This window comes from Roseateles violae (assembly GCF_030410485.1).
In the GTDB taxonomy this organism is placed as follows: Bacteria; Pseudomonadota; Gammaproteobacteria; order Burkholderiales; family Burkholderiaceae_C; genus Roseateles_D; species Roseateles_D violae.
In genome coordinates this window covers 21,479-45,731 of sequence record NZ_JAUHHC010000002.1, presented here as the reverse complement: position 1 = coordinate 45,731, position 24,253 = coordinate 21,479, and the positions used below count along the sequence as shown (strand labels likewise).

Sequence of the window (24,253 nt, the reverse complement as noted above, 5' to 3'; positions counted from 1 at the left end):
ATGGATGACCAAGGTGTGGAAGACGCGGCGATCCTGCTGATGTCGCTCGGCGAGGAGGAAGCGTCCGAGGTGTTCAAGCATCTGCAGCCCAAGGAGGTGCAGCGCCTGGGCGAGACCATCGCCAAGCTGAAGGTGGTGCCGCGCAGCAAGGTCGAGGGCGTGCTGGTGCGCTTCGACACGGTGGCCGAGACGCAGAGCTCCCTGGTCAACGACACCGACGAATACGTGCGCTCGGTGCTGCGCAAGGCACTGGGCGAGGACAAGGCCAATCTGCTGATCGACCGCATCCTGCAGGGCTCGGACGTGTCCTCGATCGAGAGTCTGAAGTGGATGGACGCGACCTCGGTCGCCGAACTGCTGCGCAACGAGCATCCGCAGATCATCGCCGCCATCCTCTCCCACCTCGACTACGACCAGACCAGTTCCGTGCTGCGCGTGTTCACCGAGCGCCAGCGCAACGAGGTGCTGGTGCGCATCGCCACGCTGGACGGCATCCAGCCGATGGCGCTGAAGGATCTGAACGAGGTGATGAGCCAGGTGCTGGCCGGCGGCGAGCGCATGCGCAAGAGCAGCCTGGGCGGCGTCAAGACCGCGGCCGAGATCATCAATATGCTGGGCTCCAGCGTCGAGGCCTCTGTGCTGGACTACATCCGCGAGGCCGATGCCGAGCTGGCCCAGAAGATCATGGACAATATGTTCACCTTCGACGATCTGGACAAGATCGACGACAAGGGCATCCAGGCGGTGCTGAAGGAAGTGCAGAGCGAGTCGCTGATCGTCGCTCTGAAGGGCGCCAGCGCCGAGCTGCGCGAGAAGATCTTCCGCAATATGTCGACCCGCGCCGCCGAGGCCCTGCGCGAGGACCTCGATTCACGCGGCCCGGTGCGGCTGTCCGAGGTCGAGAGCGAGCAGAAGGAAATGCTCAAGATCGTCCGCCGCCTGGTGGACGAAGGTCAGATCGTGCTCGCCGGCGGCGGCGACGACCAGTTCATCTGAGCATGGGCATCTTCCTGCTGCGCCCGCCGATCTCGGCCCTGCGCTGCTCGCCGTACGAGAGTACGGCTGCGCTGCTCGAACCAATCTCGGCGCGCTCGCGACGGAATCTGCCCACGCTCAGCGGCGTGTCTTGCGAGGCTTCTCCTAAATGACTCCGAAACCACCGCGGCAGGTACCCGCGCCCGAGCGCCGCGCCGGCGAGGAACGCCGCCAGAGCAGCTACAGCCGTTTCATCCCGCGCGAGGAGCTCGGCGGCTTTGCCGCCTGGAGCCCCGATGCGCTCAGCGGCGCACCGGCCGCCGCGCGGCCGCCGATCAGCGCGCCGCCGCCCAAGCCCAGCGTCGAACCGCCGCCGCCCCCTGCCCCACCGGCCCCGAATCTCGAGGAGCTGCAGCATGCGGCGCGCCAGAGCGGCTACCAGGATGGCTACCGCGACGGCCTGGCCGCGCTGGAGGCCTTCAAGCAGAGCTTCGCCCAGCAGATGACGGCGCAGATCGGCGCGCTGGTGAGCAGCTTCGACGCCGACCTGCTGGCGCTGGAAGAGGACATGGCGCAGGCGCTGGCGCGCAGCGCGATCGAGCTGGCGCGCCAGGTCGTGCGCAGCGAGATCAGCCTGCGGCCCGAGCACATCGCCAATGTCGTGCACGACGCGGTCGAGGCGCTGCAGCTCTCGGCCCGCCATGTACGGGTGCGCGTCAATCCGGCCGATTTCCCGCTGGTCGTCCAGGGCGCCGGCGAGGCGCTGAAGGCGCGCGAGGCGCAGCTGCTGCCCGACCCCGAGGTGCCGCGTGGCGGCTGCAAGGTCGATTCCGATATCGGCAGCGTCGACGCCACCCTGGCCGCGCGCTGGCAGCAGGCCGCCGCCGCCATGGGCCAGGCCTCGCTATGGGTCGAGCGCCGCGCCGCCAACGAGGGCCAGGACTGATGCAACAAGGGCAGCAAGCGCAGCGCCGCGAGCGCTGGGGCCAGTACCTCAGCGATCTGCAGGCCTTCGCCGGCAACCAGCAGCCGCTGGAGGCGCAGGGCAAGCTGGTGCGCGTCGCCGGCCTGGTGCTGGAGGCGACCGGGGTCAAGGTGCCGGTCGGCTCGGTCTGCGAGATCCACATGCCCAGCTCCGGCGCCAATCCGCGCCGCGGGCTGAAGCCCGTGCATGCCGAGGTCGTCGGTTTCTCCGGCGACCGCGCCTATCTGATGCCCACCGACGAGGTGCAGGGCCTGGCCAGCGGCGCCACCGTCGTGCCGCGGCCGCTGCCGCTGATCGCGCCGCAGCTGGGCAAGCCCCGCCATCCCTGGCGCCGCGACGAGGACCGCGGCCTGCATCTGCCCATGGGCGACGGCCTGCTGGGCCGCGTCGTCGACTCGCATGGCCAGCCGCTGGACCGGCGCGGGCCGATCGAGCAGGTGCACAGCGAGCCGATGGTGCGCCGGCCCATCAACGCGATGGACCGCGACCCGGTGCGCACGCCGCTGGACACCGGCGTGCGCGCGATCAACACCATGCTGACCGTCGGCCGCGGCCAGCGTCTGGGCCTGTTTGCCGGCACCGGCGTCGGCAAGTCGGTGCTCCTGGGCATGATGGCCCGCTACACGCAGGCAGACGTGATCGTCGTGGGCCTGATCGGCGAGCGCGGCCGCGAGGTGAAGGAATTCATCGAGGACATCCTCGGCGAGCAAGGCCTGCAGCGCTCGGTTGTCGTGGCCGCGCCGGCCGATGCGCCGCCGCTGGTGCGCATGCAGGGCGCGCATTACGCGACCGCCATCGCCGAGCATTTCCGCGACCGCGGCCAGCATGTGCTCCTGCTGATGGACTCGCTGACCCGCTACGCGATGGCGCAGCGCGAGATCGCGCTGGCGATCGGCGAGCCGCCGGCCACCAAAGGCTATCCGCCCAGCTGCTTCGCCAAGCTGCCGCAGCTGGTCGAGCGCAGCGGCAACGGCCTGCCGGGCGAGGGCTCGATCACCGCCTTCTACACGGTGCTGTCCGAGGGCGACGACCAGCAGGACCCGATCGCCGACGCGGCGCGCGGCATCCTGGACGGCCATATCGTGCTGAGCCGCGAGCTGGCCGAGGCCGGCCACTACCCGGCGATCGATGTCGAGCGCTCGATCTCGCGGGTGATGACGAATGTAGCGCCGCAAAACCATGTCGATTCCGCGCGTCGCTTCCGCCAGCTTTTGGCCAAATACAACAAGGCGCGCGATCTGATCCAGCTGGGGGCCTACAGCCCCGGCCACGACGCCGAGCTGGATCTGGCCGTGCGCCTGCAACCGGACATGCTGCGCCTGCTGCAACAGGACATGCACAGCCCCGCCCCGCTGGCCGCCGCCGTCAAGCAGCTGGCCGCGGTGGTCAACAAGGAGGCCTGATCCGACAGGCCGGCCAGCGAGACACAAGAGAGCGGTACAACGATGAGCGCAGCAGCATCCAGCAATCTGCAAACCCTGGGCGTCCTGCTCGAGCGGGCCGAGGCCCAGCGCGACGAGGCGCAGCGCCAGTTGCTGGACGTGCAGCAGCGCGCGGCCGCCGCGCGCAACCAGCACGCGCAGCTGAACCAGTACCGCGGCGACTACCAGCAGCGCTGGAGCCAGCAGTTCGCCCGCCAGGCCACGATGGACATCGTCGGCTGCTACAAGAGTTTCGGCGACCGCCTGGACCAGGCGATCGACAGCCAGGGCCATGTGGCCCAGCATGCCGAGCAGCGCGTCGAGCGCGCGCGCGAGAACCTGCGCGAGCTGGAGATGCGCGTCGCGGCGATCCGCAAGCTGATCGAGCGCCGCAGCCTCGAGGCGCAGCGCAAGGCCCAGCGCCAGGAGCAGAAGGCCGTCGACGAACAGGCCGCGCGCGCCGCGCTGGCCGGCTTCGGCAACAACCCCTTCGTCCGCCTGTCGGCCTGATCGAATTCGCAATGAGCCAGCTTCCCCTTTCCGCCCATCTGATAGCCGCCGGCAAGCCGGCGCTGCGCGGCGAGGCCGCCGCACGCGGCAACCGGCCGGCCGACAGCAGCCTGCCCGGCGAGGCGCTGAGCAGCTTCTCTCAGATGCTGCGCAGTGCCGAACGGCCGCCAGAATCCCCGCCGCCGCCGGCCGCCGCAGCGAAGCCGGCCGCCGCCGAGGCCGAGGCCGCCGCACCGGCGCCCGCCCCGCGCAGCGCCGAGGGCGGCAAGACCGAGACCCAGCGCCAGGAGGCCCGCCAGGCCGCCCGGCGCGCCGGCCATGGCGAGGGCATGCGCCCGCAGACGCCCACGACCCGGCCCGCCGAGGCCAAGCCGGCCGCCCGCTCGAACGAAGCGCCGGCCGAGGCCAAGACCGAACAGCCGGCCGAGGCCGACGAGGCCCGGCAGGCCGAGCATCCGGCCACGCTGGCCGAGTCGGTGCTGGCGCTGCTGCAGGGCCGCGAGCGGCCCGAGCCGCAGGCGCGCGACGCTGCCGACGCCTCGGGCGGCGACGAGCCGCTGGCCCTGGCCGGCAAGCCGCCGGGCCGCGGCCGCGCCGAGCCGGCGGGGCTCGCGGCCGCCCGCGCCCAGGCCGGCGACGATCGCCTGGCCCGGCTCGGCGACGATGCCGCCGCCTCGGCCCAGGAACCGCAGGATTTCGCCGCCGCGCTGAAGAGTGCCGGCGCCCCGGCCGCGCTGGCGGCCGCCACGCCCGCTGCGGCAGCGGAAAGCTTGTTGGCCGCACAGGCCGCGCCGTCTGCCGCCGAAGCGGCACCGGCCGCGGCCGAGGCCCGGCCCGAACTGGTGCTGGCCCAGCCGCTGTACGAGGCCGGCTTCGCGCCCGAGCTGGCGGCGCGCGTCAGCCTGCTGGCGGCCGATGGCGTGCAGGAGGCGCAGCTGCATCTGAACCCGGCCGAGATGGGCCCGGTGGCGGTGCAGATCGTCGTCGAGGGCCAGCAGGCCCAGGTGTCCTTCCACGCGGCCCAGGCCGAGACGCGCGCGGTGCTCGAGCAGAGCCTGCCCGATCTGGCGGCGGCGCTGCGCGACTCGGGCCTGACCCTGGCCGGCGGCGGCGTGTTCCAGCAGGCCCAGCAGGGCCAGCAAGGCCAGGCGGCCGCTGGCGGCCAGCATGGCGGCCGGCGCGCCGGACGCGAGGCGGAGGACGGCTTGCCGGCCGTCGCCCGCAGCACGGCCGCACCGCGGATCAGCCGCGGCGTCGTCGATCTCTACGCCTGAACGGCCCGAATAGGCGAGGCTCCTGCCCGCTTTTCCCCGTTTGCCGCGCGGCGGCGCCAGAAATAATCGTTGCCAGTATGAGCACTGGGCTCGGCGGTCCGCGCCGGCCCGGGGCTATCGATCACGCAAGGAGTTTTCATGGCAACAGCAGCCGCTGGCGGCGCTGCCTCGACGGGCGGCGGCAAGAAAAAGCTCATCATCATCCTGGCCGCGGTGCTGGTGCTGATGCTGTGCGGCGGCGGCGGCCTGCTGCTGATGAAGAAGAAGTCGCATGGCGACGACGAGGACGCTGCCTCGGGCAGCGCGCCCAGCCATGCCACGGCCAAGCCGGGCACGCCGCCGGTCTTCGTGCCGCTGGACCCCTTCACCGTCAATCTGGCCGACAAGGAGGTCGATCGCTTCGCGCAGATCGGCATCACGCTGGAGATGGCCGATGCGCAGACGGCCGACATGATCAAGGCCTATCTGCCGGCGATCCGCAGCAATGTGCTGATGGTGCTGGCGCACAAGTCCTCGGCCGAGCTGCTGAGCCTGGAAGGCAAGCAGAAGCTGGCGCGCGAGATCATGCGCGAGGCGGTGCGGCCGATGGGCATCGAGCTCGACAACGAGGACGAGGACGAGGCGGCCGCCAGCGAGTCGCCGAAGAAGAAAAAGAAGAAGAGCAAGCGCCGCCAGGTCGAAAGCCCGGTCAGCCAGGTGCTGTTCTCCACCTTCATCGTCCAGTAGCCATGAACCAGCAGATCCTTTCGCAAGACGAAGTCGACGCCCTGCTGCAAGGCATCACCGGTGAGAGCCAGAAGCTCGAGGCCGAGGAGGAGCAGGTCGGCGGCATACGCGACTACAACCTGGCCAGCCAGGAGCGCATCGTCCGTGGGCGCATGCCCACGATGGAGATCATCAACGAGCGCTTCGCCCGCAATATCCGCATCGGCCTGTTCAACTTCATCCGCAAGAGCCCCGAGATCGCGATCGGCGGCATCAAGGTGCAGAAGTACAGCGCCTTCCTGCGCGAGATCGTCGTCCCGACCAATTTCAACATCGTCTCGGTCAAGCCGCTGCGCGGCTCGGGCCTGATCGTCTGCGACCCGACCCTGGTGTTCGCCGTCATCGACTCGCTGTTCGGCGGCATCGGCAAGTTCCATGCGCGCATCGAGGGCCGCGACTTCTCGGCCACCGAGCAGCGCGTGATCCTGCGTCTGGTCGAGGTGATCTGCGCCGAGTACAAGAAGGCCTGGACCGGCATCTACCCGCTGGAGCTCGAATACCAGCGTTCGGAGATGCAGCCGCAGTTCGCCAATATCGCCACGCCCAGCGAGATCGTCGTCTCCACCTCCTTCACCCTGGAGATCGGCGAGACCAGCGGCACCGTCTACTTCTGCGTGCCCTATGCGACGCTGGAGCCGATCCGCGACGTGCTCTATTCGACCACCGTCGGCGACTCGACCGAGCCGGACCGCCGCTGGGTCAATCTGCTCAAGCACCAGATCCAGGCCGCCGAGGTCGAACTGGTCGCCGAGCTGGGCCATGCGCCGGCCACCGTCGAGCAGCTGCTGGCCTTCAAGCCCGGCGACTTCATCGAGCTCGACCTCGAAGCGATGATCAAGGCCAAGATCGACGGCGTGCCGGTCTACGACTGCCACTACGGCACGTCCAACGGCAAGTACGCGATCAAGATAGACCAAATGCTGACCAGCCCCGACCAGGGCTGGCTGGGAGCCCGCAATGTCACCTGATACCCCATCGACCGACGAACAGGACGCGATGGCGGCCGAATGGGCCGCCGCGCTGGCCGAAGCCAAGCAGCCGGATTTCCCCGAGGAGATGGCACCGGTCGTCGAGCAGGTGGCGCCGGCCGCCTTCACGAACTTCGCGCCGACGACCGCGGCGATGCCCAGCGGCGACATCAACATGATCCTGGACATCCCGGTCCAGCTGACCGTGGAGCTGGGCCGCACGCGCATCCCGATCAAGAACATCCTGCAGCTGGCCCAGGGCTCGGTGGTCGAGCTCGATGCGCTGGCCGGCGAGCCGATGGACGTGCTGGTCAACGGCTATCTGATCGCCCAGGGCGAGGTCGTCGTCGTCAACGACAAGTTCGGCATCCGCCTGACCGATATCGTCACGCCGTCCGAGCGCATGCGGCGGCTCTCGAAGGCCTGATTGGCCCGACAATCCGGAGCGATGAATACCTCCACCTCCTTGCTGCCCCTGCTCTGGTTCCTGGCCATCCTGGCCCTGATCCCGCTGGCGCTGTGGCTGCTCAAGCGCACGCCGCTCGGTGGCGCGAGCACCGGCGGCCAGATGCGCCTGATCGCCCAGCTGCCGATCGCGCCGAACCAGCGCCTCGTCACCGTCGAGGTCGGCCAGGGCGATGACCGCCGCTGGCTGGTGCTGGGCGTGACCGGCTCGCAGATCAACACCCTGCATGTGATGCCGCCGCAGCCGGAGAGCGCCGGCGGCGTCGGCCAGCAGAGCTTTGCCCAGATGCTGGGCGCGCGCCTGCGCGGAGACCAGCGTGCGCCCTGAGTTTTTTTTGCAGCGCGCGGGCGGCCTGAAAAAGCTTCTCGCCCTGTCGGTCTTATCGGCGCTTTCTGCAGCCGCTGTAGCGCAGGCCAACACGCCGCCGGCCACGGTGCCGCTCCTGATCGGCCAGGGCGCCGGCGGCGGCAGCTATTCGGTGCCGATCCAGACCCTGCTGTTCTTCACCGCCCTCGGCTTCCTGCCGGCGGTGCTGCTGATGATGACGGGCTTCACCCGCATCGTCATCGTGCTGTCGCTGATGCGCCAGGCGCTGGGCACGCAGGCGGCGCCGCCGAACCAGGTGATCGTCGGCCTCTCGCTGTTCCTGACCTTCTTCGTGATGAGCCCGACCCTGGACAAGGTCTACGCGGACGCCTGGCAGCCCTATAGCGCCGGCCAGATCGGCTTCGAGCAGGCGCTCGCGCGCGCCGAAGTGCCGATGCGCGGCTTCATGCTCAAGCAGACGCGCCAGGCCGATGTCGCCCTGTTCTCGCGCCTGGCCAAGGTCGACCCGGCCGTCAAGCCGGAGGACGTGCCCTTCAAGGTGCTGGTGCCGGCCTTCGTCACCAGCGAGCTGAAGAGCGCCTTCCAGATCGCCTTCCTGATCTTCATCCCCTTCCTGGTGATCGACATGATCGTCAGCTCGGTGCTGATGAGCCTGGGCATGATGATGCTGTCGCCGGTGCTGGTGGCCCTGCCCTTCAAGCTGATGCTGTTCGTCTTGGCCGACGGCTGGAACCTCTTGCTCGGCTCGCTGGCCGCGAGCTTCGTCACCTGATATGGACGCCCAACAAGTCTTCACCTTCGGCCAGCAGGGCCTGTACATGCTGATGCTGGTCGCCGCGCCGGTGCTGCTGACGGTGCTGGCCGTCGGTGTGCTGGTCAGCGTGTTCCAGGCGGCCACGCAGATCAACGAGGCGACCCTGTCCTTCGTGCCCAAGGTCATCGCCGCCGTCGCCGTGCTGGCGATCACCGGCCCCTGGATGGTCACCACCCTGGTCGAGTACATCCAGCGCACCTTGCAAACCATTCCCTCGGTCGTCGGCTGATGATGGTGACGATGATCGGCGGGCCGAGCGCCGGGCCGCTCCCAAGCCGGCCCGCATCCCCCCGGGGGATCGACCGGCGTACCCGCCGGGCGAGGGGCTGACATGTTCTCGGTCACGGAAGCCCAGCTGCTCGCGTGGCTGAACCCGCTCTTGTGGCCCTTCATCCGCACGCTGGCGCTGTTCGCCGGCATGCCGGTCTTCAGCCAGCGCAATGTGCCGATGCGGGTGCGCGTCGGCCTGGCCTTCTTCGTCTCGCTGTGCGCGCAGACCAGCCTGCCGCCGATGCCGGCGACACCGCTCGACTCGCTGCCCCTGCTCTTGCTGCTGCTGGCCCAGCAGCTGCTGATCGGCCTGGCGATGGGCTTCGCCGTGCGTCTGGTGTTCGCCGCGCTGGAGTTCGCCGGCGAGCTGATCGGCCTGCAGATGGGGCTGAACTTCGCCGGCTTCTTCGACCCGGCCACCGGCAGCCAGGGCACGGCCAGCGCGCGCTTCTTCGGCGCGATGGTGGCCTTTCTCTTCATCGCGATCAACGGCCATCTGCTCTTGATCAACGCGCTGGTGCAGAGCTTTGCCGCCTTCCCGGTCGGCGAAGAGCCCTTCCATTTCCTGCGCGTCGCGCAGCCCCAGACCTGGGGCGCCGAGATCTTCCGCATCGGCCTGTGGATCGCGCTGCCGCTGATCACCATGCTGATGTTCGTCAACCTGGTGCTGGGCGTGATCTCGCGCGTGGCGCCGCAGATCGGCGTGTTCTCGGTCGGCTTCCCGCTGACCGTCAGCATCGGCCTGGTCGGCATGGTGGCGACCCTGCCGCTGATGCAGCAGCCCTTTCTGGTCGCGCTGGAGCGGCTGCTGGCCGCCTTCAGCTGATCAGCTTTCTACCAGCCCATTTCTGATCGCATAGACGGTCAGCTCGGAGTTGTTCGCCAGGCCCAGCTTTTCCAGCACCCGCGCGCGGTAGACGCTGACCGTCTTCGGGCTCAGCATCAGCTCCTCGGCGATGTCCGACAGGCGCTTGCCCGAGGCGATCATCACCAGCGTCTGCAGCTCGCGGTCCGACAGCTTCTGGTGCGCCTGCTCGGTGACCGGCGCGGTCAGGCTCTCGACCAGCATCTGGGCGATCTCGGGCGTCACGTATTTGCGGCCCTGGGCCACCGTGCGCACCGCCTGCACCAGCACCTGCGGGTCGCCGCCCTTGTTCACATAGCCGAAGGCGCCGGCGCGCAGCGCGCGGATCGCGTACTGGTCCTCCGGGTACATGGAGACGATCAGGGTGCGGATCGCCGCGCCCTCGTCCTTCAGCACATGCAGCACGTCCAGGCCGCTGCGGCCCGGCATATTGATGTCCAGCACCAGCACGTCGCAGGGGGCCTGTGACTGGCCAGCGCCCTGCCCCAGCTTGTGCAGCAGCGCGCGCAGCTCGCCGTAGTCGCCGGCCTCGCCGACGACCTCGATATCGGGCGCGTCGGACAGGGTGTCGCGCACGCCGCGGCGGATCAGCGCATGGTCGTCGCAGAGGATGACCTTGATCATAGAAGCCCCCAGGCCGAAGGGTCGTGCTCGGCTGCCGAGTCCTCCTGCTCGCCCAAGCCGTCCAGGCCCTCGGCCTGCAGTGGCACCGACAGAATCAGGCTCGTGCCTTTGCTATTGCTGCTCAAGTCCACCCATCCTCCTACCGTTGCCGCGCGCTCGTGCAGACCGCGGATGCCGAAGCTGCGCGCCTTGGCAAGGTCGCCCGGCGCAATGCCCTGGCCATTGTCCCTGAGCTCCAGGGTCAGCACGCCGGAGTCGATGCTCAATTCGATGTCGACGCGGGTCGCGTTCGCGTGTTTGGAGACATTGGTCAGTGCCTCCTGCGCCGTCCGGTAGGCCACCAGCGGCACGCCGGCTGGCAGCTGCATCTGCTCGTGGCTGGTGCGCATCGAGACGACGATGCCGGTGCGGCGCTCGAAGCGGGCCGCCATCCACTGCACGGCGGCCACCAGGCCCTGCTCCAGGATGGCGGGGCGCAGATTGTGCATGATGCGCTGGCTGGCCTCGATCGCGTGGGTCACCGTCTCCAGCGCCGAAGCGACGCGCTGGCGCACCTCCGGGTTGTGGGCGTGGCGATCGATCCAGGCCAGGTCGAACTTCAGCGCCGTCAGCGAGCCGCCGACATCGTCGTGGATCTCGCGCGCGATCGCCGCCCGCTCCATCTCGACGCTGGTCTGCAGATGGCCGGCCAGCTCGTGCAGGCGCTGCTTGCTCTTGCGCAACTCCTGGTCGGCGGCGACGCGGGCGCGGCGCGACTCATTGGCCTCGATCGCGTGCAGCAGCGCCGGCGCCAGCCGGGCCAGATGGTTCTTCAGCAGGTAGTCGGAGGCGCCGGTGCGCATCGCCGCCACGGCGGTGTCCTCACCGATCTCGCCGGAGACCAGGATGAAGGGGATCAGCCGCCCGCTCTCCTTGAGCAGGTCCAGCACGACCAGGCCCGAATAGCCGGGCAGGTTGTAGTCCGAAATGATGGCGTCCCAGGGCTGGTTCAGCGCCTCGGCGATCTCGCCCAGCGTATCGACGCGCTGCACCTCCAGGTCCAGGCCGGCGCGGCGCAGCTGGGCCATGATCAGCTGGTGGTCCAGCTCGGAATCTTCGACATGCAAGACGCGCAGACGGCGCTCGGAAACTGGACTCGACATGGGGGCGGAGTATGCCGCCATTGCCGGCGGCCGGCGGGGCCCGGATAGCGCTGCTAGTTCACGCCGGGCCGCTGCGGCCGGCAAATCCAAGGGTTTACCCCAGTATCACCGGCGGGCCGGATGCCGATCCCCAGAAATAGACCGGACAAGCGTGAATAGTCGAGCGACACCGCCTGGGCAAATGCCGAAGAATGACAGATGTAACCAGGCGTCGAAGCGCACACCGCGCCGGTAGCCGTCGCCGCAGTCCCCGGACCGCCGCGACAAGGAAGATGAGCGTGGAGCCAAGATGCTGATGAATGAAGAAATGCCGGACGATGCCGGAGAGGGGATGATGCCCCTGCTGGCCGCGGCTGAGCTCCAGGATCACCTGATGACGGTCGGCAACGACCTGGAGCGCCTGCAGCGCCTGCTCGACGACGCCGGCGAGGCGCTGTCCACCCATTTCTACAGCGCCTCCGGCCAGATCGGCCGCCTGCTGGGCGATGCCGATGCGCTGCCGCCGGCCGCCGCCGCCGCGCTGCGCCAGGTGATGGACGACGTCGCCGGCGCGATCACCGCGCTGCAGTTCCAGGACATGGCGACCCAGCTGATCGCCCACACCAGCCAGCGCCTGCGCAACTGCGCCGACCAGCTGGCCCGCGACACCTTCGGCGACGACGACGAGGATGGCGCCGCCGTCATCGAGACGGCGCCGCTGCGTCCGAACCCGGTCACCCAGGACGAGATGGACGCCGGCTCGATCGAATTGTTCTAAAGCTTTTGAGAATTCAACCGAATACCGCTTGATACCCGGAGAAATAACGATGCATTCAATCCTTGCTGTGGACGATTCGGCCTCGATGCGCCAGATGGTCTCCTTCACCCTGAAAAACGCTGGGTTCAACGTGGTGGAAGCGGTGGACGGGCAAGACGCCTGGGAAAAGTCGAGCAGCCGTGACTTCGATCTGGTCCTCACCGACCAGAACATGCCGCGCATGGACGGCATCAGCCTGACCAAGAAGCTGCGCGACAACCCGAAGTTCAAGACGACGCCCATCCTGATCCTGACCACCGAGTCCAGCGATCAGATGAAGCAGGCCGGTCGCGCCGCCGGCGCCACCGGCTGGCTGGTCAAGCCCTTCGACCCGGCCAAGCTGATCGAAGTGATCGGCAAGGTCATTCGCTGAGACGCCCGAGGAGTACAGCATGGGTGAAATGACCTCCGAAGGTGCCAGCCTCAGCGCCGGTATCGACCTCAGCCAGTTCTACCAGGTCTTCTTCGAGGAAGCCGGCGAGAACCTGGACAGCATGGAGCAGCTGCTGCTGAACCTGAATGTCGAGGAGGCCGACGACGAAGAGCTGAACGCGATCTTCCGCTGCGCGCACTCGATCAAGGGCGGCGCGGCAACCTTCGGCTTCGGCGACGTGGCCGAGCTGACCCACATCATGGAGACGCTGCTGGACAAGCTGCGCCGCCACGAGCTGTCGCCGACCTCGGCGATGGTCGACGTGCTGCTGCAGTCCGGCGACGCGCTGCGCGCGCAGCTGGCCCGACACCAGGGCGCCGGCGGCGATGTCGTCGACACCGCCGAGCTGCTGGTCAATATCCGCGCGATGTGCGAGGGCGGCGCGCCGGTCGCGGCCGCGCCCAGGCCCGCGGCGCCCGCACCGGCCCCGGTCGCGGCACCGGCACCGGCCGCCGAGCCGGCCCCGGCCCGCACGACCAGCGCGCGCCTGCTGGAGCTGCAGGTCGGCCCGCTGACCGATCTGAGCCTGGCCGACAATCTGGTCGAGCTGTTCAAGGAAATCACCGACCTCGGCACCATCGAGCCGCTGGACGCCGGCATCTCGGCCGACGGCATGCGCCGCTTCAAGGTGCTGACCAGCAGCAGCGACAACGATCTGCTGGACCTGTTCACCTTCCACGTCGCGCGCGAGCAGGTCAAGCTGATGCCGCTGACCGATGGCTTCGGCTTCCACGAGGGCGCGCCCGGCGCGCCGCCGGTCGAGCCGCCGAGCAGCGACCCCGGCTACGGTTTCTTCGACGACGCCCCCGGCCTGCCGGCCGGCACGCCCGGCACCGAGCTGAAGGCCGCCGATGAGGCCACGCCGGTCGCCGTTGCGGCCCCCAGCGCGGCCAAGCCGGTCGCGCGCGCCGAGACCAAGCCGGCGGCGATGGACCAGTCCACGCTGCGCGTCTCGATCGAGAAGGTCGACCAGCTGATCAATCTGGTCGGCGAGCTGGTGATCACCCAGGCGATGCTGGCGCAGAACAGCCGCAACGTCGACCCGGGCCTGTACCAGCAGCTGACCTCGGGCCTGGCCGATCTGGAGCGCAATACCCGCGATCTGCAGGAATCGGTGATGTCGATCCGCATGATCCCGATGTCGACCGTGTTCAACCGCTTCCCGCGCATGCTGCGCGACCTGGCCGCCAAGCTGGGCAAGAAGGTCGAGCTGGTCACGCAGGGCGAGGCGACCGAGCTGGACAAGAGCCTGGTCGAGAAGATCACCGACCCGCTGACCCATCTGGTGCGCAACAGCTGCGACCATGGCATCGAGACGCCGGCCGACCGCCTGGCCCGGGGCAAGCCCGAGCACGGCACGATCACCCTGGTCGCCAGCCACCAGGGCGGCTCCATCGTCATCGAGGTGCGCGACGATGGCCGCGGCCTGAACCGCGAGAAGCTGATCAAGAAGGCGCGCGAGAAAGGCATCGACGCGCCCGACACGATGAGCGACCAGGAGGTCTGGGGCCTGATCTTCGCGCCGGGCTTCTCGACCGCCGACCAGGTCACCGATGTGTCCGGCCGCGGCGTCGGCATGGACGTGGTCAAGAAGAACATCACCGCGCTGGGCGGCACGGTAGAGATCGACTCGGCCGAGGGCTACGGCATGAAGGTCTCGGTGCGCCTGCCGCTGACGCTGGCCATCATGGACGGCATGAGCGTCGGCGTCGGCGAGGAGTGCTACATCCTGCCGCTGAGCTCGGTCGTCGAGTCCTTCCAGGTGCAGGCCGATACGATCAAGACGGTGGCCGGCTCCGGCCGCGTCGTCGAGGTCCGCGACGAGTACATGCCGGTGATCGAGCTGGAGCGCGTGTTCAACGTGCCGCGCTTCGACTTCGAGCATGTGTCCTCCATCATGGTCGTCGTCGAGGCCGAGGGTGGCCGCGTCGCCCTGCTGGTCGACGAGCTGCTGGGCCAGCAGCAGGTGGTGGTGAAGAACCTCGAAGCGAACTACCGCAAGGTCACCGACGTCTCGGGCGCCACCATCATGGGCGACGGCCGCGTGGCGCTGATCCTGGACGTCGGCAGCCTGGTGCGCCGTTCGCGCCACTGAAGCCGGCGCGAACGAGCACAAGCCAAGAAGTCTGGAGTGGTACCCATGAGCGCCCTGATCCGTCGTTTCAGCATCCGCCTGCGCATGATCGGCGCCATCGCGATGGTGCTGGTCTTGCTGCTGATCGTCGGCAGCGTCGGCCTGCTCGGCATGAACTCGCTGCGCAGCCAGAGCCAGGCCTTCACCGAATCGTCGATCGCCAAATCGAACCAGCTGAGCCTTCTCGTCGTCGCGATCGGAGATCTGCGGCGCTTCGAGAAGGACATGATCATCAACTACGAGAAGCCGGAGGCGGTCAAGGCCGCACGGCAGAAGTGGGAAGCAGCGCGCCAGGCGATAGGCGCGGCCGCCAAGCAGATGCTGGCCGGCGACGAGGACGAGGACAACGCCATCGTGCGCAAGATGCTGCCGCTGCTCGATGCCTACGCCGAGAAGGCGCAGCCGGTGCTGCGTCAGCTGGAGGGCGGCGGCTATGACAATGCCGCGGTGGCCGACAAGCTGCTCGGCCAGGCCAAGGAATCGGCCCACCAGGCCGAGGCGCTGATCAAGGACCTGCGCAGCGCGCTCGAGCAGGAATCGGCGCAGATGCAGCAGGCCGCGCAAGGCACGCAGTCGCGCGTGCTGACCATCTTCATCATCGTGCTGGCCGTCAGCGCGCTGGTGGTCGTGCCGCTGACGCTCTTGAACATGAAGAGCATCTGCGAGCCCCTGACCGAGGCCGAGGCGCTGGCCGCGGCGATCGCCGAGGGCGATCTGACCCGCCCGCTGGCCGCCGTCGATGGCAGCGACGAGACCGCCCAGCTGCTGCGCTCGCTGCACCGGATGCAGCAGGCGCTGCAGGGCCTGGTCGGCCAGCTGCGCTCCTCGGCGGACAGCATCCGCTTGGCCTCGGCCGAGATCGCGACCGGCAACCAGGACCTGTCCGGCCGCACCGAACAGACCGCCAGCAATCTGCAGCAGGCGGCCTCGTCGATGGTGCAGCTGACCGGCACCGTCAAGCAGACGGCCGACTCGGCCCGCACGGCCAACCAGCTCGCCTCCTCCGCCTCCAGCGCCGCCGCACGCGGCGGCGACGTCGTCGGCCAGGTGGTGGCGACGATGGAAGACATCAACAGCAGCTCGAAGAAGATCGCCGACATCATCGGCGTCATCGACGGCATCGCCTTCCAGACCAATATCCTGGCGCTGAATGCCGCCGTCGAGGCCGCGCGCGCCGGCGAGCAGGGCCGCGGCTTTGCCGTCGTGGCCGGCGAGGTGCGCAGCCTGGCCCAGCGCTCGGCCCAGGCGGCCCGCGAGATCAAGGGCCTGATCGGCGCCAGCGTCGAGCGGGTGGAGGCCGGCTCGCGCCTGGTCCAGGATGCCGGCAGCACGATGGGCGAGATCGTCGGCGGCGTGCAGCGCGTCTCCGACATCATCGGCGAGATCTCGGCCGCCGCCAGCGAGCAGAGCGACGGCATCGGCCAGGTCAACCAGTCGGTCGTGCAGCTCGACCAGATGACGCAGCAGAACGCCGCGCTGGTCGAGCAGAGCACCGCCGCGGCGGAGAGCCTGCGTGACCAGGCCGAACGCCTGTCGCAGGCGGTCGACCGCTTCCGCATCGCAGGCCCTGCAACGGCCCCGGCGGCCGCGCCGCGCCCGGCTCCGGCGGCGCCCGTGCACGCCGCCCACAAGCCCAGCCCGAAGGCGAGCATCAAACCGGCCGTCCAAGCGGCCGCCAAGCCCCCCGTTTCCGCCCCGAAGGCCAGACCCACGCCGCCAGCGCCCGCCCAGACGGTCGGCGCCGATGGCGACTGGGAAACCTTCTGATCCCCGAATCAACCGCCCCTATCAAACCCACGACGAGGTCCAGCATGTCCAGTCAAGAAATTTCCACCGCCGTCACCCGCAGCGATGCCGGTAACCTGGTCGTCCAAGGCAAGTCCCATGTGGCCAGCAATGGCGAGTACCTGACCTTCCGCCTCGGCGCCGAGGAGTACGGCATCGACATCCTGAAGGTGCAGGAGATCCGCTCCTACGAGCCGCCGACCCGCATCGCCAATGCGCCCGAGTTCATCAAGGGCGTCGTCAATCTGCGCGGCGTGATCGTGCCCATCGTCGACCTGCGCCTGAAGCTCGGCTGCCCGACGGCCGAGTACAACAGCTTCACCGTCGTGATCGTGCTGAACGTGCGCAACCGCGTCGTCGGCGCCGTCGTCGACTCGGTCTCCGACGTGCTGGAACTGGCCCGCGACGCGATCCGTCCGGCGCCGGAGCTGAGCGCCGCCTCGGTCGACACCAGCTTCATCACCGGCATCGGCGCCGTCAACGATCGCATGCTGATCCTGATGGACATCGAAGGCCTGATGAGCAGCGCCGACATGGGCCTGATGGACGCGATCGCGGCCTGATCCGGCGCCCGCTCCTGTCCCTTCCGCTTTGCCCGGGCTCACCGGCACCCTGCCGGTGTCGGTGAGCTTTTATCTGGAGTACCGGTCATGGCTGCCTCCTCGATCGCACGCCGCGTCTCGCTGACCGGCGTCGCAGCCCTCGCGGCCGTCCTTCTGGCCGTCACCGGCATCGTCAGCGTGATGCTGACCCGTGCCGCCCACGAACGCGTCAATACCTGGGTCGCCGACAAGACCCAATCGATGGTCGACGCAATGAACGCGATGGACGACACCTCGCGCATCCTGGTCGAACGCAATTTCGGCTCCTTCCGCCAGGAGTTCGGCCCCAGCTTCCAGCTCGATGAAGCCACCGGCGAGCTGCGCGACTGGGGCCCGAAGCTGAACGGCAACTTCACCCAGGTGGACAAGTTCGCCGCCACGACCGGCGGCGTGGCCACCGTCTTCGCCGCCAAGGACGGCGACTTCGAGCGCATCACCACCTCGGTCAAGAAGGCCGACGGCACGCGCGCGCTGGGCACCAAGCTCGGCAGCTCGCACCCGGCCTTCGCCACGCTGATGGCCGGCAAGCCCTATGCGGGCCGCGCGGTGCTGTTCGGCCGCGCCTATATGAGCTATTACGAGCCGATCAAGAACGAGGCCGGCAAGCTGATCGGCCTGCTCTACGTCGGCTTCGACCTCGACGCCTTCGAGAAGGCCATGGACAAGATGGCCGCCGACGCCAGGTTCTTCGAGACCGGCGGCACCTACATCATCGGCGCGGCCAAGGATCCGGAGAAGGCCTTCTTCGCCGCCCACCCGACGGCCAAGGGCAAGCTGCTGAAGGAAGCGGCGCCGGCCCTGCTGGCCGCGCTGGCCGAGGCCGATGCGCAGGGTCATGTCGCCCATGTGCCCGATGTGCTGGGCAGCCAGCGCGACGACGCCTTCGCCATCGTGCGCCGCAACGAGCAGAACGGCTACTGGGTCGTCGCCCAGGTCTCCAACAGCGAGGCGATGGCCTCGCACTGGGGCACCATGCTGCCCTTCTGGGCCATGCTGGCGCTGACCAGCGTGGGCCTGGGCTTCGGCCTGTTCTGGATGATGCGGCGCTGGGTCGCCCGGCCGCTGGGGGATCTGACCAAGGCGATCGGCTCCATCGCCGACGGCGACCTGACCCATGCGGTCGACAGCGCCAGCCAGGACGAGATCGGCACCCTGATCCGCCAGACCGAGGCCATGCGCCGGCGCCTGGCCGACACCATCGGCACCGTGCGCCACTCGGTCGATTCGATCGGCACCGCCAGCACCGAGATCGCCACCGGCAACCAGGACCTGAGCCAGCGCACCGAGCAGACCGCCTCGAACCTGCAGAACGCCGCCTCCTCGATGACGCAGCTGACCGGCACCGTGCGGCAGACGGCCGACTCGGCGCGCACCGCCAACCAGCTGGTCGCCTCGGCCTCCGGCGCGGCGGCCAGGGGCGGCGAGGTCGTCGGCCAGGTCGTCTCCACCATGGACGAGATCGCGACCAGCTCGAAGAAGATCAACGACATCATCGGCGTCATCGACGGCATCGCCTTCCAGACCAATATCCTCGCGCTGAATGCCGCCGTCGAGGCGGCCCGCGCCGGCGAGCAGGGCCGCGGCTTCGCGGTCGTCGCCGGCGAGGTGCGCTCGCTGGCGCAGCGCAGCGCCGAGGCGGCCAAGGAGATCAAGAGCCTGATCGGCGCCAGCGTCGAGCGCGTCGAGACCGGCGCGCGCCTGGTGCAGGAGGCCGGCAGCTCGATGAGCGAGATCGTCGCCAGCGTCGGCCGCGTCACCGACATCATCGGCGAGATCACCGCCGCCTCCGGCGAGCAGAGCCAGGGCATCGTCGCCATCAACGGCACCGTCGTGCAGCTCGATCAGATGACGCAGCAGAACGCGGCCCTGGTCGAGGAATCGGCCGCCGCTGCCGAAAGCCTGAAGGACCAGGCGCACCGGCTGACCGAGGTCGTCTCGGTGTTCAAGCTGAACGAGGGCGAGCCGGCGGCGCAGCTCAAGCCGCTCGCCAAGCCGAGCCTGCCCAAGGTGGCGCCCAAGGTCACGCCCAAGCTGACGCCGGCGGCCGCGCCGCGGCCGAACGCGCCGGCCAGCGCCGGCGAGGACTGGCAGTCCTTCTGAGCGCCCGCTATTCGCTGGTCGCCTCGCGCAGCGTCTGCACCACCGGCCGCTGCAACACGCCGCGCAGGCTCCACCAGCCGGCCAGCTGCGCCAGCAGCGCGCCGGCGGCGGCGCTGATCAGCGGCGCCCAGGGCTTGAGCTGCCAGCTGAAGTCGAACACATAGCGGGCCAGCAGCCCGCCCAGCACCAGGGCCACCGCCCCGGCCAGAAAGCCGGCCAGCGCGCCGACGCCCAACAGCTCCGCGCGCTGCACCTGGGCCAGCAGCTGCGAGCCGGCGCCCAGCGCGCGCATCAGCGCGAACTCGCGGGTGCGCGCCTCGCGCGTGCTGGCCACCGAGGCCAGCAGCACGACCAGGCCGGTGGCCAGCGTGAAGGCAAACAGGAACTGCACCGCCTGGATCACCTGGTCGACCACCGCCTGCACCTGGTTCAGCTGCGCGGACACGTCGATGACGGTCAGATTGGGGAACTCGTGGCTCAGCGCGCGGTCCAGCGCCGCGCGCTGAGCCTCGCCGACCGGCGCCTTGAAGGCCGAGATATAGGTGGCCGGCAGCTCCGGCATCTCGGCGCGCGGGAACAGCACGAAGAAGTTGACCCGCATCGAGGCCCAGTCGACCTTGCGCAGGCTGGTGATGCGCGCCTCCACGGCGCTGCCGGCCACGTCGAAGCGCAGGCGGTCACCCAGCTTCAGTCCCAGGGTCTCCGCCAGGCCCTCCTCGACGCTCAGCCCTTGCGCATCGTCGGCGGTCCAGGCGCCGCCGGCCAGCTTGTTGTGCGCCGGCAGCGCGGCGCTGTGGCTCAGATTGAACTCCCGCTCGACCAGGCGCTGCGCGCGCTCGTCGGTGAACTGCGCCGGCAGGATGGCGCGATCGTTGATCGCCATCAGGCGGCCGCGGATCATCGGATACCAGTCATAGCCCTTCACGCCGGCCGCCTGCAGCCGCGCGCGGAAGGCCTCGCCCTGATCGGGCTGGATATTGATGACGAAGCGGTCCGGCGCATGGGCCGGCGTCGCCTGGCGCCAGCCGGCGATCAGGTCGGTGCGCAGCAGCACCAGCAGCGCCAGCGCCAGCAGACCGATCGCCAGCGAGGCGACCTGCACCACCGCGAAGCCCGGCCGCGAGGCGAGCTGGCGCGTCGCCAGCAGGAGCCAGCGCGGCGCCCCTGCCTGCGGCACCAGCCGGCGCAGCAGCAGCACCGCCGCCCAGGCCAGCAGCGCGAACAGCGCCAGCGCGACGGCAAAGCCGCCGGCGGCGATCAGGCCCAGCCGCGCATCGCCGGACAGCACCAGCAGGATCGCGCCGAAGCCCAGCACGCCGGCCGCCAGCACGGCGATCGAGCCGGCCTTGAACCCGCCCAGATCGCGCCGCATCACCCGCAGCGCCGGCACGGCGGCCAGCTGCAGCACCGGCGGCAGGCCGAAGCCCAGCAGCAGGCTGGCGCCCAGGCCCAGGCCCAAGAGCGCCGGCCGGATCGTCGGCGGCGGCAGGCTGACCTCGATCAGGCCCGCCAGCAGGCCGACGAAGACCCAGTGCAGGGCCAGGCCCAGCAGCACGCCGGCCAGGCTGGCGACGAGGCCGGCGGCGCCGAACTCGAGCCCATAGGCCCAGGCGATGCGCCACTGCGGCTGGCCCAGGACGCGCAGCATCGCGCAATCGTCCAGATGGCGGGCGGCAAAGTCGCGCGCCGCCAGCACGACGGCCACCGCCGCCAGCAGCGCCGACAGCATTGCCACCAGCTTGAGGAACTTGGCCGCGCGATCCAGGGTCTGGCGCATCTCGGGGCGGCCGGTCTCCAGCGACTCCAGCCGCACGCCGCGCTCGCCGGATTTCTCCAGATGCGCCTTGGCGCGCGCGACGAACTGCTCGATCGCCTGTGCCCGGCCCGGCGGCGCGGCCAGCGCCAGCCGGTAGGTGACGCGGCTGGCCGGCTGCACCAGGCCGGTGGCCGGCAGATCGTCCTCGGCCAGCATCACCCGCGGCGCGAAGTTCATGAAGCCGGCGCCGCGATCCGGCTCGTTGGCGATCGCGCCGGCGATGCGCAGGCGGCTGTCGCCCAGCAGCAGCGGATCGCCTATCTTCAGCCCCAGGCCGTCCAGAACGGCCGCGTCCACCCAGACCTCGCCGCGCGCCGGCGCGCCGCCGCTGCGTCCGCCGGCCAGGGTCAGCTTGCCGCGCAGCGGATAGCCGGCGCTGACCGCCTTGACGGCCACCAGGCGGCTGGCACCGCCCTGCGCCTCGCCGGCCCGCGCCATGCTCGGAAAGGTGACGCTGCGCATCTGCTGCAGGCCCAGCTCGCCGGCCAGCTGGACCAGGGCCGGCGGAGTCGGCTGGTCGCTGGCGACCAGGGCCTCGCCGCCCAGCAGCTGCGCCGCATCGCGGCGCAGGCCCTGGTCCAGCCGGTCGGACAGAAAGGCGACCGCGCACAGCGCCGCGACCGCCAGGCCGACGGCAATCATCAGCAGGCGCAGCTCGCCGGCGCGCCAGTCGCGCCAGAGCTGGCGCCAGGCGATGTGAACCACGCTCGGGGCGCGGGGCGGCCGCAGCGGCTGGACGGGCAAGGACGGGGCGTCGGGAAGGCTGCTCATGGACGCACTGTAGCGAACAAGCCGACCTCGGCGATTCGTGCGGTTTCGCACGGAAAGCTGGGGGCTGTACACAAGCCGACAGCAACTGGCGCGCAGGGATAAGCCCTTGTCGCCAAATTGGGCGCGAAGCCCGCCTCCGACATCGACACTGACGGCCAAGGGCCCGAGCGCTCACAGGGAGAGAACCACCGGATTTCCAAGGCCATACCGCGCATGAGTTTCCTGCCTTCGACCTACAACCCGGCGATCGTCGCGCTCTCGCTGTTCATTGCCGTGTTCGCCTCCTATGTGGCGCTGGACCTGGCCAAGCGCGTGCGGCTACCCGACCGCCGGGCCGCCCGCCATTGGTGGCTGGGCGGCTCGGTGGCCATGGGCACCGGCATCTGGGCCATGCACTTCATCGGCATGTTCGCGTTCTCGCTGCCGATCGCCCTCGGCTACCGCGGTCTGCAGACCCTGCTGTCCTGGCTGGCCGCGGTGATCGTCTCGGCGATCGCGCTGCACGTGGCCAATAGCGGCCGCCTGCGCCCCGGCCGACTGGTCGGCGGCGCCATCCTGATGGGCGCCGGCATCTGCGCGATGCACTACACCGGCATGGCGGCGCTGGACATGGCGCCGCCCATCGTCTGGGACCTCGGCCTGGTGGCCGCCTCGGCCGCGATCGCGATCGCCGCCTCGCTGGCCGCGCTGCTGATCTTCTTTTGGCTGCGCCGCGTCAGCGGCGCGCGCGGGCAGATCTACCAGCTGCTGGCCGCGCTGGTGATGGGCCTGGCGATCGCCGGCATGCACTACACCGGCATGGCGGCCGCTCATTTCCCCGTCGGCGCGGTCTGCCGCAGCGCCGACCAGCTGGCCGGCCAAGACCTGGGCGTCGTGGTCACGCTGGCCACCGTCGCCCTGCTGGGCCTGACGCTGTTCACCTCGACGCTGGACACCCGCATGCAAAGCCGCACGGCCCGACTGGCCGACTCGCTGCGGATCAGCAACCGGCAGCTGCAGACGGCCAATGAGGAACTGCAGCGGCGCGCCTTCGTCGATCCCTTGACCGGCTTGCCGAACCGGCTGCTGTTCGAGGATCGCCTGCAGCACGCGCTGGTCCGCATCGAGCGCAGCCTTGCGCAGCCGGCGGAACCGGCGGAACCGGACCGCAGCGGCGTGCCGGAACGCTTGGCCGTGCTCTTCGTCGACCTGGACGGCTTCAAGCCAATCAACGATTCCTTCGGCCACGCGATGGGCGATGCCGTGCTTCAGGAAGTGGGCCGCCGGCTGCTGCAGGCGGCGCGCGATGCGGACACGGTAGCGCGGGTGGGCGGCGACGAGTTCGTGCTGCTGCTGGAAGGCCTGGCCGATGCCGAGGACGGCATGGGCGCTGCCCGTCGCATCGTCGAGCAGTTCGCCACGCCGCTCGAGGTGGACGGACAGAACCTGCACCTGGGCGCCTCGGTGGGCGTGGTGCTGTTCCCCGACCATGGTCCCGGCGACAAGCTGATGGCCCGGGCCGACGCCGCCATGTATGCCGCCAAGCGCAGGGGCGGCCATGGCTGCGCGCTGTTCGAGCCGAATATGGACCTCGACGCGCGCGTCAGCCTGAGCCTGCAGTCCGATCTGCGCCAGGCCATCGCCCGGGGCCAGCTGCGCCTGCATTACCAGCCCAAGGTGGACGCCCGGCGGCTGCAGCTCAGCGGCGTCGAGGCCCTGCTGCGCTGGGAGCATCCGCAGCATGGCAGCGTGCCGCCCGCCGTCTTCATCCCGCTGGCCGAACGCCATGGCCTGATCGACGAGCTCGGCGACTGGGTCATCGACCAGGCCTGCCGCCAGATGGCGCTGTGGCGGATCCAGGGACTGCGGCTGCGGGTGGCCATCAATCTCTCGGTCCACCAGCTGCGCCAGAGCGATCTGGTCGAGCGCGTCGGGGCCGCGCTGCGCCGCCACCGCGTCGACGCCGACCAGCTGCTGTGCGAGATCACCGAGTCGATGGCGATGGATGATGTGAGGGCCGCGCAGCAGAGCTTCGAGGGCCTGGCGCGCATCGGCGTCTCGCTGTCCATCGACGACTTCGGCGCCGGCTACTCCAGCCTCAGCCATCTGCGCCGCCTGCCGGCCCGTCAGCTGAAGATCGACGCCAGCTTCGTCCAGGACCTGGCCAGCAGCGCCGACGCCCGCGCCATCGTCGACGGCATCATCCGCCTGGCCCATGCGCTGGACCTGGAGGTGGTGGCCGAGGGCGTGGAGACCGAGGCGCAGCGCGATGTGCTGATCGGGCTGGATTGCGACAAGCTGCAGGGCTATCTGTTCGCCCGGCCGATGCCGGCCGCGGCCCTGCTGGACTGGGCGCTGGCGCGACGCGCCGGCGGCGCGGAGGGCGGCGGGCGCGCCGCGACCGTAGCAAGCGATTGAATGCTGCATGCAA

The 24,253-nt window shown here is 69.7% G+C and carries 22 protein-coding genes; 19 read left to right on the top strand and 3 right to left on the bottom strand.

The annotated features are described in order from the left end of the window. The 12 genes from fliG to fliR all read left to right on the top strand — a co-directional run bounded on the left by fliG (position 1) and on the right by fliR (position 9,601). On the top strand, positions 1-996 hold the full coding sequence (fliG, locus tag QWJ38_RS05690; RefSeq protein WP_290358101.1) for a flagellar motor switch protein FliG: 996 nt from the start codon (positions 1-3) through the stop codon (positions 994-996). Positions 997-1,144: 148 nt separating this feature from the next. Further along, positions 1,145-1,921: a FliH/SctL family protein gene (locus QWJ38_RS05685; protein ID WP_290358100.1), complete on the top strand. Its 777-nt coding sequence runs from the start codon at positions 1,145-1,147 to the stop codon at positions 1,919-1,921. Further along, the gene (gene fliI / locus QWJ38_RS05680; protein WP_290358099.1) at positions 1,921-3,363 is read left to right on the top strand and encodes a flagellar protein export ATPase FliI; all 1,443 of its coding nucleotides are present in this window, start codon (positions 1,921-1,923) and stop codon (positions 3,361-3,363) included. Before QWJ38_RS05685 ends, fliI begins: the two co-directional genes overlap by 1 nt. Before the next feature lie 42 nt (positions 3,364-3,405). After that, on the top strand, positions 3,406-3,891 hold the full coding sequence (fliJ, locus tag QWJ38_RS05675; protein WP_290358098.1) for a flagellar export protein FliJ: 486 nt from the start codon (positions 3,406-3,408) through the stop codon (positions 3,889-3,891). An 11-nt stretch (positions 3,892-3,902) separates the two neighbouring features. Beyond that, a complete protein-coding gene (locus QWJ38_RS05670; protein ID WP_290358097.1) occupies positions 3,903-5,165 on the top strand; it encodes a flagellar hook-length control protein FliK in 1,263 nt (420 codons plus the stop codon). A gap of 138 nt (positions 5,166-5,303) precedes the next feature. Beyond that, positions 5,304-5,891, top strand: a complete 588-nt coding sequence (locus QWJ38_RS05665; RefSeq protein ID WP_290358096.1) for a flagellar basal body-associated FliL family protein — start codon at positions 5,304-5,306, stop codon at positions 5,889-5,891. A gap of 2 nt (positions 5,892-5,893) precedes the next feature. Continuing rightward, positions 5,894-6,898: a flagellar motor switch protein FliM gene (fliM, locus tag QWJ38_RS05660; RefSeq protein ID WP_290358095.1), complete on the top strand. Its 1,005-nt coding sequence runs from the start codon at positions 5,894-5,896 to the stop codon at positions 6,896-6,898. Then, the gene (gene fliN, locus QWJ38_RS05655) at positions 6,888-7,325 is read left to right on the top strand and encodes a flagellar motor switch protein FliN (protein ID WP_290358094.1); all 438 of its coding nucleotides are present in this window, start codon (positions 6,888-6,890) and stop codon (positions 7,323-7,325) included. The genes fliM and fliN overlap by 11 nt, the downstream gene beginning before the upstream one ends. Positions 7,326-7,346: 21 nt before the next feature. Next, positions 7,347-7,691: a flagellar biosynthetic protein FliO gene (fliO, locus tag QWJ38_RS05650; RefSeq protein WP_290358093.1), complete on the top strand. Its 345-nt coding sequence runs from the start codon at positions 7,347-7,349 to the stop codon at positions 7,689-7,691. Positions 7,692-7,734: 43 nt separating this feature from the next. After that, positions 7,735-8,463 carry a flagellar type III secretion system pore protein FliP gene (gene fliP, locus QWJ38_RS05645; protein WP_290358956.1) on the top strand — a complete coding sequence of 243 codons (729 nt, stop codon included), beginning with the start codon at positions 7,735-7,737 and terminating at the stop codon, positions 8,461-8,463. 1 nt (position 8,464) lies between these two features. Next, positions 8,465-8,734, top strand: a complete 270-nt coding sequence (gene fliQ, locus QWJ38_RS05640) for a flagellar biosynthesis protein FliQ (protein ID WP_290358092.1) — start codon at positions 8,465-8,467, stop codon at positions 8,732-8,734. A 102-nt stretch (positions 8,735-8,836) separates the two neighbouring features. Next, complete coding sequence (gene fliR / locus QWJ38_RS05635) at positions 8,837-9,601, top strand: flagellar biosynthetic protein FliR (RefSeq protein WP_290358091.1); 765 nt, start codon at positions 8,837-8,839, stop codon at positions 9,599-9,601. On the opposite strand, the gene QWJ38_RS05630 is transcribed toward fliR, so the two are convergent. After that, positions 9,602-10,264, bottom strand: a complete 663-nt coding sequence (locus QWJ38_RS05630; protein ID WP_290358090.1) for a response regulator — start codon at positions 10,262-10,264, stop codon at positions 9,602-9,604. Then, positions 10,261-11,406, bottom strand: coding sequence for a hybrid sensor histidine kinase/response regulator (locus tag QWJ38_RS05625; protein WP_290358089.1), 1,146 nt, complete (start codon positions 11,404-11,406; stop codon positions 10,261-10,263). The genes QWJ38_RS05630 and QWJ38_RS05625 overlap by 4 nt, the downstream gene beginning before the upstream one ends. A gap of 289 nt (positions 11,407-11,695) precedes the next feature. Between QWJ38_RS05625 and QWJ38_RS05620 the strand changes: the two genes are divergently transcribed. The 6 genes from QWJ38_RS05620 (at position 11,696) to QWJ38_RS05595 (ending at position 19,256) form a co-directional block, all read left to right on the top strand. Continuing rightward, entirely contained in the window at positions 11,696-12,163 is a 468-nt protein-coding gene (locus QWJ38_RS05620) for a hypothetical protein (RefSeq protein ID WP_290358088.1), read from the top strand. 49 nt (positions 12,164-12,212) lie between these two features. Further along, positions 12,213-12,575, top strand: a complete 363-nt coding sequence (locus tag QWJ38_RS05615) for a response regulator (RefSeq protein WP_077038091.1) — start codon at positions 12,213-12,215, stop codon at positions 12,573-12,575. Positions 12,576-12,594: 19 nt separating this feature from the next. Further along, positions 12,595-14,730 (top strand): chemotaxis protein CheA, encoded by a 2,136-nt coding sequence (locus QWJ38_RS05610; RefSeq protein ID WP_290358087.1) that lies wholly within the window; start codon positions 12,595-12,597, stop codon positions 14,728-14,730. 45 nt (positions 14,731-14,775) lie between these two features. Continuing rightward, the gene (locus QWJ38_RS05605; RefSeq protein WP_290358086.1) at positions 14,776-16,536 is read left to right on the top strand and encodes a methyl-accepting chemotaxis protein; all 1,761 of its coding nucleotides are present in this window, start codon (positions 14,776-14,778) and stop codon (positions 16,534-16,536) included. Positions 16,537-16,580: 44 nt separating this feature from the next. Then, positions 16,581-17,117 (top strand): chemotaxis protein CheW, encoded by a 537-nt coding sequence (locus QWJ38_RS05600; RefSeq protein WP_290358085.1) that lies wholly within the window; start codon positions 16,581-16,583, stop codon positions 17,115-17,117. Positions 17,118-17,204: 87 nt separating this feature from the next. Beyond that, positions 17,205-19,256, top strand: a complete 2,052-nt coding sequence (locus QWJ38_RS05595) for a methyl-accepting chemotaxis protein (protein WP_290358084.1) — start codon at positions 17,205-17,207, stop codon at positions 19,254-19,256. Between the two features lie 7 nt (positions 19,257-19,263). Here QWJ38_RS05595 and QWJ38_RS05590 read toward each other — a convergent pair whose 3' ends face one another. Further along, positions 19,264-21,843: an ABC transporter permease gene (locus QWJ38_RS05590; protein WP_290358083.1), complete on the bottom strand. Its 2,580-nt coding sequence runs from the start codon at positions 21,841-21,843 to the stop codon at positions 19,264-19,266. Between the two features lie 213 nt (positions 21,844-22,056). Here QWJ38_RS05590 and QWJ38_RS05585 point away from each other — a divergent pair, with 213 nt between their 5' ends. Next, a complete protein-coding gene (locus tag QWJ38_RS05585) occupies positions 22,057-24,240 on the top strand; it encodes a bifunctional diguanylate cyclase/phosphodiesterase (RefSeq protein ID WP_290358082.1) in 2,184 nt (727 codons plus the stop codon). The last annotated feature ends 13 nt before the right edge of the window (positions 24,241-24,253 follow it).